10 protein-coding genes and 2 tRNA genes are annotated in these 13,952 nt (G+C 73.4%); 8 read left to right on the forward strand and 4 right to left on the reverse strand.

Features of this window, described 5'->3' with window-relative positions; translation table 11 throughout:
- The first annotated feature begins 46 nt into the window (after positions 1–46).
- The 3 genes from AMIR_RS00775 (at position 47) to AMIR_RS00785 (ending at position 2,365) form a co-directional block, all read left to right on the forward strand.
- Positions 47–2,002, forward strand: a complete 1,956-nt coding sequence (locus AMIR_RS00775; protein WP_012782786.1) for an acetoacetate--CoA ligase — start codon at positions 47–49, stop codon at positions 2,000–2,002.
- A 157-nt stretch (positions 2,003–2,159) separates the two neighbouring features.
- A tRNA-Ser gene (locus tag AMIR_RS00780) sits at positions 2,160–2,248 on the forward strand.
- Between the two features lie 41 nt (positions 2,249–2,289).
- A tRNA-Arg gene (locus tag AMIR_RS00785) sits at positions 2,290–2,365 on the forward strand.
- A gap of 302 nt (positions 2,366–2,667) precedes the next feature.
- Here AMIR_RS00785 and AMIR_RS35215 read toward each other — a convergent pair.
- Together AMIR_RS35215 and AMIR_RS00800 are read right to left on the reverse strand one after the other, a co-directional pair.
- The gene (locus AMIR_RS35215) at positions 2,668–4,842 is read right to left on the reverse strand and encodes a hypothetical protein (protein WP_012782787.1); all 2,175 of its coding nucleotides are present in this window, start codon (positions 4,840–4,842) and stop codon (positions 2,668–2,670) included.
- A 121-nt stretch (positions 4,843–4,963) separates the two neighbouring features.
- Entirely contained in the window at positions 4,964–5,779 is an 816-nt protein-coding gene (locus tag AMIR_RS00800) for a serine hydrolase domain-containing protein (RefSeq protein ID WP_012782788.1), read from the reverse strand.
- 78 nt (positions 5,780–5,857) lie between these two features.
- Between AMIR_RS00800 and AMIR_RS00805 the strand changes: the two genes are divergently transcribed.
- Positions 5,858–7,387, forward strand: a complete 1,530-nt coding sequence (locus AMIR_RS00805; RefSeq protein ID WP_143760605.1) for an SdrD B-like domain-containing protein — start codon at positions 5,858–5,860, stop codon at positions 7,385–7,387.
- Here AMIR_RS00805 and AMIR_RS00810 read toward each other — a convergent pair.
- A complete protein-coding gene (locus tag AMIR_RS00810; RefSeq protein ID WP_012782790.1) occupies positions 7,359–8,198 on the reverse strand; it encodes an NAD-dependent epimerase/dehydratase family protein in 840 nt (279 codons plus the stop codon). The two genes, AMIR_RS00805 and AMIR_RS00810, sit on opposite strands and share 29 nt — an antisense overlap.
- A 108-nt stretch (positions 8,199–8,306) precedes the next feature.
- On the opposite strand from AMIR_RS00810, the gene AMIR_RS00815 reads away from it, so the two are divergent.
- Positions 8,307–8,534, forward strand: a complete 228-nt coding sequence (locus AMIR_RS00815) for a hypothetical protein (protein ID WP_012782791.1) — start codon at positions 8,307–8,309, stop codon at positions 8,532–8,534.
- Positions 8,535–8,684: 150 nt separating this feature from the next.
- Positions 8,685–10,112: an ATP-grasp domain-containing protein gene (locus tag AMIR_RS00820; RefSeq protein WP_012782792.1), complete on the forward strand. Its 1,428-nt coding sequence runs from the start codon at positions 8,685–8,687 to the stop codon at positions 10,110–10,112.
- Here AMIR_RS00820 and AMIR_RS00825 read toward each other — a convergent pair.
- On the reverse strand, positions 10,102–10,902 hold the full coding sequence (locus tag AMIR_RS00825) for a hypothetical protein (RefSeq protein ID WP_012782793.1): 801 nt from the start codon (positions 10,900–10,902) through the stop codon (positions 10,102–10,104). The genes AMIR_RS00820 and AMIR_RS00825 overlap by 11 nt on opposite strands.
- 82 nt (positions 10,903–10,984) lie before the next feature.
- Between AMIR_RS00825 and AMIR_RS00830 the strand changes: the two genes are divergently transcribed.
- Positions 10,985–12,199: a DNA cytosine methyltransferase gene (locus AMIR_RS00830; protein WP_012782794.1), complete on the forward strand. Its 1,215-nt coding sequence runs from the start codon at positions 10,985–10,987 to the stop codon at positions 12,197–12,199.
- A gap of 387 nt (positions 12,200–12,586) precedes the next feature.
- Positions 12,587–13,837: a thioester domain-containing protein gene (locus tag AMIR_RS00835; RefSeq protein WP_012782795.1), complete on the forward strand. Its 1,251-nt coding sequence runs from the start codon at positions 12,587–12,589 to the stop codon at positions 13,835–13,837.
- The last annotated feature ends 115 nt before the right edge of the window (positions 13,838–13,952 follow it).

The raw sequence follows: 13,952 nt of genomic DNA on the forward strand, positions 1-13,952 counted from the left end.
CGCCAGGGGCATGGTCCGGGCCGCCCCCATCGGCTAGGAACGGTGCATGACCGACACGCAGACCGGCACCGCCGCCGGTTCGCCGGAGCCCCTGTGGACCCCCGACCCCGATCGGGTCGCGGCGAGCCGCATGGCCGCCTTCCGCGACTGGCTGCGCGCGCAGCGCGGCCTGGACCTCCCGGACTACCCGAGCCTGTGGGAGTGGTCCACGAGCGACCTGGAGGGTTTCTGGGGCGCGCTGGCCGAGTTCACCTCCACCCGGTTCCACTCGCCCCCCGAGCGCGTGCTCGCCGTCGACGCCATGCCCGGCGCGGTCTGGTTCCCCGGAGCCACCCTCAACTACGCCGAGCACGCCCTGCGCCACGAGGGCGTCGCGGTCGTGCTGCGCCGCGAGGACGGCCACCGCGCCGAGCTGACCTACGCCGAGCTGCGCGCGCGGGTCGCCGCCGCCCGAGCCGCGCTCCAGGCGCTCGGGGTGGTCGCGGGCGACCGCGTCGTCGGCCTGGTCCCCAACACCCCCGAGGCGCTGATCGCCTTCCTCGCCGCCGCGTCGCTGGGCGCCACCTGGTCCTCGTGCTCGCCGGACTTCGGCGCGCCCGCCGTGGTCGACCGGTTCGCCCAGGTGACGCCGAAGGTGCTGGTGGCCGTGCCCGGCTACCGGTACGGCGGGCGCGACTACGACGTGCGGCCGGTCGTGGCGCGGGTGCGGGCCGCCGTGCCGTCCCTGGTCGCCACCGTCCTGATCGGCGGCGACGAGCCCGGAACCCTCGGCTGGGACGCGCTGCTGGCCGAGCACGCGGGAGCCGAACCGGCCTACGACCCGGTCCCGTTCGACCACCCGCTGTGGGTGCTCTACTCGTCCGGCACCACCGGCCTGCCCAAGGGCATCGTCCACGGCCACGGCGGCATCCTCCTGGAGCACCTGAAGATGCTCGCCCTGCACTCCGACCTGGGGCCGGGGGACCGGTTCACCTGGTTCACCACCACCGGCTGGATGATGTGGAACTACCTGGTGTCCGGCCTGCTCGTCGGCGCCACCGCCGTGCTCTACGACGGCAGCCCCGGCCACCCCGACCTGTCCGCGCTGTGGCGGGTGGTCGAGCAGGAGCGGGTCACCTACTTCGGCACCTCGGCCCCGTACCTCCAGGCGTGCCTGAAGGCGGGCCTGCGCCCCCGCGACGACCACGACCTGTCGGCGCTGCGCGTGGTCGGCTCCACCGGGGCCCCGCTCACCCCCGAGGGCTTCCGCTGGGTCGCCGACGCCGTGGGCGACGTGCAGACCGCCTCGGTCTCCGGCGGCACCGACATGTGCACCGCCTTCGTCGCCGCCGCGCCGGACCTGCCGGTGTGGGTGGGCGAGCTGTCCTGCCGGGCCCTCGGCGCGGCCGTCGCCGCGTACGACGAGTCGGGGCGGCCCGTGCTGGACGAGGTGGGCGAGCTGGTGGTCACCAGGCCCATGCCGTCGATGCCGGTGTTCTTCTGGGGCGACGAGGACGGCGCGCGGCTGCGCGAGGCGTACTTCGAGACCTATCCGGGGGTGTGGCGGCACGGGGACTGGATCCGGATCACCCCGAGGGGCACCGCGGTCATCTACGGGCGCAGCGACTCCACGCTCAACCGGGGCGGGGTGCGGATGGGCACGAGCGAGTTCTACCGGGTGGTGGAGGCGGTCGACGGCGTGGCCGACTCGCTCGTCGTGGACACCTCGGACGCGGCCAACCCGGACGGCGAGCTGCTCTGCTTCGTCGTGCTCGACGCGGGCGCGCCGCTGGCCGAGGTGGAAGCGGAGCTGCGCGCGCGACTGCGCGCCCTGCTCTCCCCGAGGCACGTCCCGGACCGGTTCGTCGAGGTCGCCGAGGTGCCGAGGACGTTGAACGGCAAGAAGTGCGAGGTGCCGGTGAAGCGCATCCTGGCCGGTGTCGACCCCGAGCGGGCGGTCAGCCGGGACGCCCTGCGCAACCCCGACGCCCTGCTCCCGTTCCTGAACTGGATCTCTCGCTGAGATGAACGTCACGGGGGCGTCGGACGACCTGCGGAAGTCGACGTCCCCGTGCCGGTCGTGGCGGCCCTGACCAGCGAAGATCGTGTGGGAAGGGGGGCGTTTTGCTAGTCGGACGGGGATGTGTGTAATCTATGCGTCGTAGCCGAGGGGCTGCTCGGGAGGCTTCGCCTAGTCTGGTCTATGGCGCCGCACTGCTAATGCGGTTTGGGTTCACCCCCATCCCGGGTTCAAATCCCGGAGCCTCCGCAAAACCCGGTGTGATAGGGTGATAACTGAAGAAAAACCACGCGCCCGTAGCTCAACGGATAGAGCATCTGACTACGGATCAGAAGGTTAGGGGTTCGAATCCCTTCGGGCGCACCACACAAATCAGGGCTCGGTTCCAGAAATGGAACCGGGCCCTGATTCGTTGTCGGCTGATTTCCCGGAATCCCGGTTAACCGCGTTGTGCCGGGGATCACGTGACCGGATCGCGGGCAGTTCCGCTGTCGGTGCTCCGGAGTGGGAGAAGGCGCTCGAGGACGGGTTCTCGGCGTTGCCGGGAAAGCCGGGCGCTCGACGTGGTCGCCGCCTGGCGGATGGGCGAGGCCCGGTCCTGGACGGCGGTCGTGCGGCTGCGGGGGTGAGAACCGGTGCGCCGCAACGGTTCCCGCCCGCGCCACCGGTCAGCGGAACACCGGGCGGTTCGCCGCCGCGATCAGGGCGCTGCCCGCCACCCGCGTGGTGAGGCCGGTGCGGGGGTTCACCACCAGCACCACGTTGTGGATCGACGGCAGCAGGCTGTGCGCGTCGACCTCCACCAGCAGCTTCTCGTCGAACACCCCGACGTGGTCCTGCGGCCTGCCGTCCATCGTGCGCTGCACGCCCTCCAGGAACCGGTCCCTGGTCGTGTAGACCTCCATCAGCCGCGCGCCCGTCGTGCTCACGATGACCGGCAGCTCGTCGGGGCCGCGCATCACCACGAACAGCTTCGCGCGCAGCGCCGCGTCACCGGCCGACGCGCTGGGCAGCCAGCCCGCCGTGACCAGGCCCAGCACCGCCTCCAGCTCCGTCCTCGGCTCCGGGAGGCCCAGGTGCCGGGGGCTCGGGCGGTACTCGCTGTTCAGCACCGCCTCACCGGTCAGCTCGCCGGTCGCCGGGTTGGTCAGGTACGCGCCGTACACCGCCCAGTCCGGCACGGCGCCCGCGAAGCGCGGGTGGTTCACCGCCGGGTCGACGCAGCGCACGTACGGCTGCCGGTTGGCGCGCTGCGCGGCCAGCAGCTCCGGCGTGACCGGCGGCATCCCCGGATGCTTCGGGTGCGTCGGGCCGTTGCTGGTGGTCACCGTGTGCGGGCCGGGCCGCCACTGGCCGTCCTGGGGCGCCAGGGGCTGGGCCTGCCACGGCGGCGGGGTCTGCGGGCCGGGCGGCGGCACGGGCAGCGGGAGCGACTGCTGCACGGGCTGGGCCTGCTGCACCGGCAGAGGCTGCGAGCGCGGGTGCTGCACCGGGAGCGGCTGCGAGTGCTGCGCGGGCAGCGGCGGGGCGGCGGGCGGCGGGACCGCAGCCGCCGCCGGGGCGGCGGGCGCCCCCAGCTCCGCGCACAACCTCCCCAGCAGGTACATCGCCGCGTGCTCCGCGCTGTCGAACTCCTCGCCCGTCGCCGACCCGTGCGGCTTCACCAGGTACCCGTCGTACGGCGCCACCTCGACCACCCACCCGGTCGACTCGGTGTCCTCCAGCGCCAGCCCGTGCGCCTCCAGGAACCCCCGCACCGGCGCCAGCGCCTTCTGCAGGCTCGCCCACGCCGTCCGCCCCTCCCGGAACCCCGGCGCCAGGTCGTCGCCCGCGAACACCTCGCCCCGGCGCAACCCGAACTCGGACACCCCGCCCACCGCGTAGTCGCGCTCGCGCATCCGCCGCACCAGCGCCGGGTGCGGCGGGACCCCGTGCCGCTCCAGGAAGTACGCCACCGCGCTCGTCCAGGTGAGCACGCCGTCCGTGTGGTGCGTCAGCGGCACCTCGGTCTCCCGCGACCCGCCGGTCTGCTCGGCGACCAGGTCCTCCACGAACCCGTCGCCCTCCAGCACCACCGGCGCGCCGCGCAGGTACCCGAGCACCGCCTCCAGCTCGGCCTCGCCCACCGGGGGCCGGTACCAGCGCGGCGCGTGCCCGTCGAACACGCCGACCGGGCCGATCAGCTCGCACCGGTTGTTGCCCGGCCGCTCGGGCGCGGGCGGCTCGGACCGCCCCTCCCTGACCACCTCGGCGCCGGGGGCGAACCGCCAGTCCCACGCCGTGCGGTGGTCGGTCATCCGCAACCGGTGCAGCCACTGGGCCGCCAGCGCGGGCGGCGTCCACGACCGCGTGCTCCCGTCCGCCAGCACGACCTCGGCCCGGAACTCGGCCTGCGCGCGGAAGAACCGGCAGCCCAGCACCAGCTCCCGCCACCCCTCGGGGGCGCCCGCGAGCACGGCGGCCTCGGCCTCGGCGAGCGCCTGCGGCAGCACCGGGGTGTCCGCCACCTCGGGCACGTCCGGGTAGGGCACGTCGGGGCGGCGCACCAGCACCAGCCGCTCGTCCGCGTCCCCGGCGAGCAGGCCCGCGTGCAGGTCGGCGTCCGGCACCGGCTCCGGCCCGTTCCCGGTCAGCCGCACCACGCCCAGCCGGAACAGCGGCTCGACCTCGCCCCGGAACCTGCGCGACCACTCGACCGGCTTGCCGGAGGCGGCGTCGTGCGCCCGGCTCGCGACGCCGATCCGCGCCCGGCTCCACACCTCGCACGGGTAGAGCCGACCGTTCTGGAAGACGAAGCAGTCCTCCAGGTCGACGCCCAGCAGTTCCCCAGTCCGCGCACTCACCCCGAACCCCACCTCCCCGGCGGGGCCAGGCTGTCACAACCGAGCACCGGGCCAACACGAGTTGACCGGCCGGTTACCCCGCTCACACGCTTTCGTGCCCGACAACTTCACCCGAACGGCCCTAACGGGCCAGTTCCGCCACGACCGAGTCCGTGAACGGGGTCCACGCGGCGACGGCCCACTCGCCGAACGGCCGGTCGGTCAGCGCCACGCACGCCGCCGACAGGGCCGGGTCGAACCACAGGAACGTGCCGCTCTGCCCGAAGTGCCCGTGCGTGCCGGGGGAGCTGGTCGTGCCGGTCCAGTGCGGCGACTTGGCCGACCGGATCTCGAAGCCCAGCCCCCAGTCGTTCTCGCGCTGGAGCCCGTAACCGGGCAGCACGCCCTTCAGACCGGGGAACGCCACGGTCCTGGCCTCGGCGACGAGCCCGGCCGACACCAGCTTCGGCGACTGCACCTCCGCCGCGAACGCCACCAGGTCCGCCACCGTCGACACCCCGCCCGCGGCGGGGGAGCCCTCCAGCGCCGTCGACCCCATGCCGAGCGGGCCGAGCACCGCCTCGGCCAGGTAGTCCCCGAACGCGATGCCGCTCGACCGCTCCACGGCGTCCGCGAGCACCTCGAAGCCCCGGTTGGAGTAGATCCGGCGCTCGCCGGGGGCGGCCTGGACCTTGTCGGAGTCGAACGCCAGCCCGGAGGTGTGCGCGATCAGGTGCCGCACCGTGGACCCCTCGGGGCCCGCCGGGTCGTCCCACTCGACGGCGCCCTCCTCCACCGCGACCAGCACCGCGTACGAGGTGAGCAGCTTGGTCACCGAGGCCAGCGGGTAGCGCCGCTCCAGGTCCCCGTGCGACCCCAGGACCCGGCCGTCCGAGGAGACCGCGGCCACCGCCGCGCTGTCCACCGGCCACTGCGACACCGCGCGCAAGCTCTCCACGGCCACCACTCTGCCAGGGGGTCCCGGTCCCGCCGCACTGCGGTCGCCCGGCGTCCGGCCCACCATGGGCGGGCAGCCGTGCGGCACTGGAGGTCGGCGTTGTCCCGCAAGTCGTTCCCGCTGGTGGTGGTCGTCGTGGCGCTGGCCGCGTCCACCCCCGCGCTGACCGCCTCCGCCGCGCCGTCCGACTGCCCGGCGGGCACCGAGGGCGTGCCGATCACCTGGGACGAACCCGGCCTGGAGTGGCCCGCGAACGTGGTGGACGCCCAGGTCGAGGACGTCGGCGGCACCGACCTGGACGTGGCCGTGGTGCTGTCCGACCCGGCCTCCCGCAACGCCGACGACAGCAACCCGCTGGCCGACTTCGCCGCCGCGCGCCCCGCCGACCTGCCGGGCTGGGCGGCCATCCCGAGGACCGGCACCCTGTCGAGCTACGGCCCCGGCTACCTGACGGCGGGCATGAACAGCCTGGCGGTGGGCGACACCGTCTCGTACACCGTCCGCTTCACCCGCCCGGTCGTCGTCCCGGACTTCACCGTCGGGGGCATCGACCACACCGGGCTGGGGACCGTCCCGGCCAGGGACCCGTGGCACTCGCACCAGGACGAGGTCGTGGTGACCGCCGTCCGCGCGGGCACCGCCGTCGCCACCAGCGGCACGGGCACCGGGCTGGGCGGCCCGTACGCGCTCGGCGTCGACGGGACCCTCCCGCCCGGCGATCCGCGCGCGACCCTGGTGCGCGGCACCGCGGAGCCGGTCACCGCGCTGCGCCTGGATCTCTCCAACGGCCCCGACGACGAGGCCGCCGAGCTGGCCGACCCGAGGGCCACCGTGCTCCCGCAGCCCGCGAACTCGGTGGCGGACGCCGTGACCGTGCGCGTCGCGGGCTTCACCGCGTGCCTGGGCACCGGCGCGATCACGTCCTCGGTGTACGCGGACGCCGACCGGGACGGCGTGCGCGACCCCGGCGAGGCGGGTGTCGCGGGGGCGGCGCTGGAGCTGCGCGACCCGCAGGGCTCGGTGCTGGCCACCACGACCGCGGACGCCTCGGGCGGCTACGCCTTCGACCGGCTGCCGCCGATGGCCTGGACGGTCCGGCTGGTGTCGGCGACCCCGCCCGCCACCTACACCGGGCCGACCAGCCGCACCGTCGCGCTGACGCCGGGGGAGCAGGCCACCGCGGCGGGCGACTTCGCGTTCCAGCCGCCCGCGCCGCAGCCCGCGGCGACCACCACGACCGCCCCGCCCACGACCACGGCGCCCACGACCACCCCGCCCACGACCGCCCCGCCCACGACGACCGCCGGACCGATCAGCTCGTCCCCCACGACCACCGCCCCGACCGCGCCCACCACGACCGCGCCCGCCGCAGGGCCGATCACCGCCCGGCCCGCGCCCCCGTCCGCCCAGGCGCAGGCGCTCGCGTCCACCGGGGCCGACGTCCGCGCGCTGGCCCCGCTCGGCGCGCTCCTCGTCGCCCTCGGCGGCCTGGCGGTCGGCGCGTCGCGGCGGCGCGCTCGCCGAGCTCCCGGTCGCGCGCCGGTCCGACCGGCCAGGACCGCCCCAGGTGGACTCGCGGTCAGCGCGACCCGGCGGCGGACTCGCTGAGCCACTGGTCGCGCACCAGCTCGACCAGCCCGGACCGCTCCGGAGCCCACCCGGCCGCGCGCAGCCGCGCCGAGTCCGACCGCAGCTCCCGCACCTCGCCGGGGTGCGCCGGGTGGTGCTCGACGGCCGGCGGTCGCCCGGCGACCTGCTCCACGGCGGCCACCACGTCGGCCACGCTCGCCGCCGTCGCGCCCACGTTGAACACCCCGCCGTCCAGTCCGAGCGCGACCAGGAACGCCCGCGCCGCGTCCCGCACGTGCACGAAGTCCCGCACCGCGCCGCCGTCGCCGTACACCGCCAGCGGCCCGAGCCGCCCGGACGCCGCCGCGCACGCCCTGGTGACGATCCGCGTGTCGTCCCGGTCGCCGCCGCCCGCGACGTTGAACAGCCGCAGCACCACCCCGCCCGGCGCGGCCCAGCGCACCAGGTCCTCGGCGGCGGCCTTCGAGGCGGCGTAAGGACTCGCGGGCGCGCGCGGCACGTCCTCGGACAGCACCGGGACGCCCGGCGCGCCGTACACCCCGGCCGTGGAGGCGAGCACGAACCGGGCGGGTTCGGCGCGCAGCAGGTTCGCGGTGCCCGCCACGTTCACGTCGAAGTAGTCCAGTGGCCGCTCGAACGACTCGCGCACCCGCGCCAGCGCGGCCAGGTGCACCACCGCGTCGACCGACCGCGCCGCGTCCCGCGCCTCGGGGGAGCGCACGTCGCACCCCAGCGGGACCACCTCGCACCCCGCTCCGGACAACTCCGCCGCCACCGCGCGGCCGACATAACCCCGTGCGCCCGTGACCAATACCCGCATGGGCGACATACGATCACGCCACCACCTGTTCGGTTGACGGCAAATGGTGGGAAATTGGCCCTAAAGGTGTGGTTCTGTTCCGCCGATACCACCCGTGTGAGTTACCCGCATCCCGTCATGCCCAGAACGATCGAGGTCGCTCTCGCCGAGCACGCCGAACGCGAGGCAGAGCGGCAGCACTTCCTGCGGACCGCCGCCGCCGTGGCCGACTCCACCCCCTTCCCGCACCCCTCCCGCGCGGACGACGACACGCTGCTGGCGCTGGCGATCGGCGTCACCCGACCGAGGGGAAGGCGCGCCTTCCTGGACCGCCTTGACCTGGTGCTTCGCGAGGCCGCTCGATGATCTCGCGAGGCTAGATCCACACCTATCGGCAAGTTTCATCCGCTCGTTGCCCCACCGTGCTTCGCCGATCCGCGCGGGTGCCTCTACAGTGCGTGGCACCCGGCGCTCGCCGGTGCTCTCATCTGCTTCTCATAAAGCGAGTCCTCGGCGATGGATCATGTCCTCCTCGCGCTCCAGGAGCGCCTCGGCACCTTGTTCGGCGACCGGCGGGTTGTCCTCGCCGGGGGCACGCGGCTGAGCAATCGCGTGAACGAGCTGCACCAGCTCGGCGCGCGCCACACGCTCGTGCTGTCGACGGACGACCACGCCCCCCTGCACGACTCCGAACGCGCCCGCTGGGTGCCGCTCGGCATCGGCGGCTTCGTCGCGACCGAGCAGAACCGGCTCACCAAGCTGCTCACCTCGCCGGGCAGGCGCGTCCGCGCCGTGCTCGACGAGTTCGACCCCGAGGGCGAAGCCCTGGTGATCAGCACCCCCTACTCCCAGGTGCCCTCGTTCGCGGGCCGCCCGGTCCTCAGCGCGCGCCGCCCCGAGTGGGTGGAGCTGGAGAACAAGACCACCGTCGACGCGCTGTGGGACGAGCTGTCCGCGCCGCGCGCCCCCGCCGAGGTGCTCGGGCTCGACTTCGACGCCCTGTGGGAGGCCACGCTCCGGCTCGACCGGGGCGCGGGCGCGGTGTGGTCCGGCGACGGCCCGGCGATCAACGGCGGCGCGAACTTCGTGCGCCGCGTCCGCGACCGCGAGGAGGCCCGCGACGCCTTCGAGGTGCTCGCGCCCAAGTGCGACTTCGTCCGCGTGATGCCGTTCCTGGAGGGCATCCCGGTCAGCGTGCACGGCATCGTCTTCCCGGACGGCACCGCCGTGCTGCGCCCGATCGAGATGGTCGTGCCGCGCCGCGCCGGGTCCGCCCGGTTCCTCTACGCGGGCTGCGCGTCCTACTACGACCCGCCCGCCCGCATCCGCGAGCAGATGCGCAACCTGGCCCGCCGGGTCGGCGAGCGGCTGCGCGAGACCGTGGACTACCGGGGCACGTTCACCCTGGACGGCATCGCCACCGCCGACGGCTTCCTGCCCACCGAGATCAACACCCGGTACGGCGGCGCCATGGTGTGCTTCGAGGACGCCCTGCCGCAGCTGCCGCTCTCGCTCGTCCAGGTGGCGCTGGTGGCCGGGCACGACCTCGGGGTGTCCTCGATGGAGTTCGAGGAGCTGCTCGTCTCGGCCGCCGACGCCTACCGGCACGGGTCGGTCGGCGCGAACGCGCGCGCTGTGCGGCCCACCGAGACCGTCGAGCGGCCCATCGTGTTCTCCGAGTGGGCCTGCCGCTTCGCGCACCCCGACGAGACCCCGCACGGCGCGCTGCGCCTCAAGCCGTCCCCGCTGGGCGGCAAGCTGGAGCTCGACTTCACCGCCGACCAGCTCCAGCTCGGCCGCCCGGTGGCCGCGCTGACCGTCGCCGCGTTCGCGCTCGCCGACCAGGAGTGGGGCACCGGCTTCGGCCCGCTGGAGCCCGCCGTCCCGATCGCCGACGACGAGCAGCCCGCCCAGGTCGTGGAGCAGGTGTTCGTCACGGCGTGACCGGCGCGCCCCCGAGCAGGTCCATCCCGAGCACGCCTTCCTGGCCGTACGCGGCCAGGAAGGCGTACCGGAAGCCGAGCAGCTGCAACGTGACCGCCGACGGCTGGTAGGGCGGGAAGGCGCCCTCCTCGTAGGCGCGCAGCAGCTCCGGGTCGCCCTGCGCTATCGCGTACACCCAGGACTCGTCGCACTCCCAGCCGTGCACCAGGTGCAGCGCCACCACCGCCGACTCCTGCAGCGGCTCGGGGAACGAGCCCGCGAACGCGATGCCGTGCGCCACGTCCACCACGTGCTGCGGCGCCACCTCGGGCACGGCGATCGCCAGCGCCATCGAGCAGGCCACCTCGGCCAGGCCCAGCGAGTCGAACACCTTCGGCGCGCCCAGGGCGACCGCCTGCCGCGCCTGCGTCATCAGGTCCGGCTGCCGCCGGGGCAGCTCCCGCCCCAGCCGGTTCCACCGCCTGCGGGTGCGCCGCGTCCCGCCCTCGGTGAAGCCCGCGCCCGCGAGCGCGATCGCGGCCAGCAGGAATATCACCCGATCGCGGGTGTCCGCGGGGACCTTGTAACCGGCCCCCAGCTCCACCAGGAACGGCACCGCGCGCACCGTCGCCTCGGACACCGTGTCCTCGTCCAGCAGCCGCGCGGCGAGCCCGTCGCACGCGCCCGGCTCGCCCTCGGCGGCGCCCCTCAGCAGGTCGTCGACGCCGAGGCCGCCGGAGAGCGCGCGCCACGGCACGTCCTCCACCCCGCGCAGGGGGTCCGGCCGCCACCAGGCCGCGGGCAGTTCCATGCCGGGGAAGCTACGGGATGACTGGTCCGAACGGGGCGACCACGGCGCGGTGTCGCCCCGTGACCGCCGTACGATCACCGCCGTGCGCGGACCCACCTACAAGGTTGTCGACCTGTTCTCCGGCGCGGGTGGGATGAGCCTCGGGTTCCGAACCCACCGCGACTTCACCGTCGTCGGCGCGGCGGACGCGCAGATCGGCAAGCCCTCGTCCCCGCTGGGCTCGCTGCGGTGCAACAACGTCTACCGCGACAACATCGGCATCGACCCGCTGCAGGTCGACCTCGGCCGGATCGACCCGGCGGTGCTGCGCGAGGTGTGGGGGCTGCGGCGCGGCGAGCTGGACGTGCTGGTGGCCTGCCCGCCGTGCTCCGGCTTCACCCGGATCACCGCCGCCAACCACCTGCGCGACGACCCGCGCAACTCGCTGGTCGGCCGGGTGGCCCGGTTCGTGGCCGAGCTGCGCCCCAAGGTGCTGCTGATGGAGAACGCGCGCGAGCTGGTGCGCGGCAAGCAGCGGCACCACCTGGACGGGCTGGCCGAGCAGCTGATCGCGCTCGGCTACGAGGTGGACGCCTCCTCGCACATGCTGTCCCGGTTCGGCCTGCCGCAGCTGCGCGAGCGGGCCGTCGTGGTGGCGGTGGACGCGGGCATCCCCCTGCGGACGCTGGAGGACGTGTGGCGCGGCCGGGAGGTGCGTCCCGCCGCCGTGACGGTGCGGCGCGCCATCGGCAAGCTGCCGCCCATCCCGGCGGGCTACGCGCACCCGGACGACGCCATGCACGTCTCCCCGTCGTTCCGGGCGGACCGCTCGCTGGACCGGATGCGGGCGATCCCGGTGGACGGCGGCTCGTGGGCGGACCTCGTCGGCGCGCCGGACACCGAGCTGCTGCTGAACCCCGCCCAGGTGAAGATCATCGAGGCCGGCCGGTGGGGTTCGCACCCGGACGTCTACGGGCGGATGTGGTGGGACGAGCCCGCGCGGACGATCAAACGGGAATGCGCGCACGTCGGAAATGGTCGCTATGCGCATCCGGAGCAGCACCGCTTGTGCACCGTGCGTGAGATGGCGCTTCTCCAGGGATTCCCCCGGAAGTTCCGATTCGACGTCTCCGTGCTGGGGAACGCGTACCGGCACCTGGGCGACGCGGTGCCGCCGCTGATCTCCTACCAGCTCGCCTCGCTGGTGCGCTGGATGCTTTCCGGAGAGCGCCCCACCGCCCGTGAACTGTGCCTTCCCGGCACGTCCCTGCGTCCGAGCGACATCCGACCCGCGCTGGTTCCGAGCCTGGTCGCTTGATCACCGTTCCATAACGTTGTGGACTCGAATCACTGGAAAACCTCAGGTCCAACAAATGATCCACATGTGCTGACCAGGCGAAACGCACCGCGTTTCAAGGTTGCTTGTGACTTTGGACCTGTCTTTTAACAGTCAGTGGATCTTGGTTTCGACCACTGTGGATGATCACCCGACCGTCCACAGTGGACCACTCTTCTGGGTTTCCGCAGGTCAGCGTTTTGTACGCAGGGTGTTCCCAAAACTCGATTGGGTGAAACTCGATCGGATAGGGTTCGGCCGATTCCTGTCGTTTCGGTGTCGACCCCTGGTCAGGCGGTCCGTCGAGGCGGCAGAGAACCGACGCCTTGCACCACCCATCGGGCTACCTGCGAAGCCTCTAGGAGAAACATGGCATCCCGGTTGTTGAAGCGTGCTGGGGCAATCGCCCTCGGTGCTTCGATCGCGCTGACCACCGCCGCCCTGCCCGCTTCCGCGACGGCCATCGAGATCCTCCCGATCCCGAGGCACGATCCCGACTTCGCGAAGTTCCACGAAGAGGGCATCGAGGTCAAGATGTCCGGTCACAAGGACAAGGACAACTGGCTCGGCGCCAACCTCATCGCGCTGAAGGTCAAGGAAGACGGCAAGACCACCGGCGTCAAGGCGTACTGCGTCGAGCTGCCGACCCCGCTGGAGAACGGCACTCCGCTGACCGAGGTCCCGTGGGGCGAGCACCCCAATTCGGGCACCAAGTTCAAGGAGAACGCCGACAAGATCAACTGGATTCTCCAGAACAGCTACCCGGTCAAGGACGCCTCCGTCCTGAGCGAGGCGACCGGCAAGTCGGTCAGCAAGCGCGAGGCCATCGCCGCCACCCAGGCCGCGATCTGGCACTTCAGCGACGGCGCCGACCTGGACACCACCAAGGACCGGGACCGCCAGACCAACGAGGACGTCAAGGCGGTCTACGCCTACCTGATCGGCGAGAAGAACGTCGGCATCAAGGAGCAGCCCGCTCCCTCGCTGGCGATCACCCCGAAGACGCAGTCGGGCAAGCCGGGCGACCTGATCGGCCCGTTCGAGGTCAGCACCACCGCGGGCGCCGTCGTCCTCAAGGCCGACCTGCCCCAGGGCGTGACCCTGGTCGACGCCGCGGGCGCGACCCTGAAGACCGCCGCCAAGGGCGACGCGTCGGCCTCCGCCGACACCAAGTTCGAGAAGGTCTTCGTCAAGGTCCCCGAGGGCGCCAAGGACGGCCAGGTCTCCTTCTCGCTGCAGGCCGACGCGAAGCTGAACAGCGGTCGCCTCTTCGTCAGCAGCGACAAGAACAAGAAGACCCAGTCGCTCGTCGTCGCGCTGCCGAGCCAGGTGACGGTCAAGGCCGAGGCCACCGCCAGCTGGAAGGCCGAGCAGGTCACCACGCCGCCGACCACCACCTCGGTGAGCACCTCCCCGAGCGCCCCGGCCCCGAGCAGCAGCAACCCGAGCACGCCGGAGTCCTCCACCCCGGAGACCTCGGTCAGCCCGGTCCCCGTGGCCGAGAAGGACGAGCTCGCCTCCACCGGCGCCTCGATCTTCGTGCCGCTGCTGATCGGCCTCGGCCTGCTGGGCGCGGGCGCCGCCGCGATGATCGTGATGCGTCGCCGCAAGACCGCGTGAACGACGCCGTGAGGGCGTGAACGAGCCCTCGCGGTAGCCCGAACGGCTCCCCCGGTCCAGCCGGAGGGAGCCGTTTGGCGTTTCCGGCCTCTGGACCGGTCCGGTAACCTCGCTC

The sequence above is a fragment of the Actinosynnema mirum DSM 43827 genome, assembly GCF_000023245.1.
GTDB classification, from domain to species: domain Bacteria; phylum Actinomycetota; class Actinomycetes; order Mycobacteriales; family Pseudonocardiaceae; genus Actinosynnema; species Actinosynnema mirum.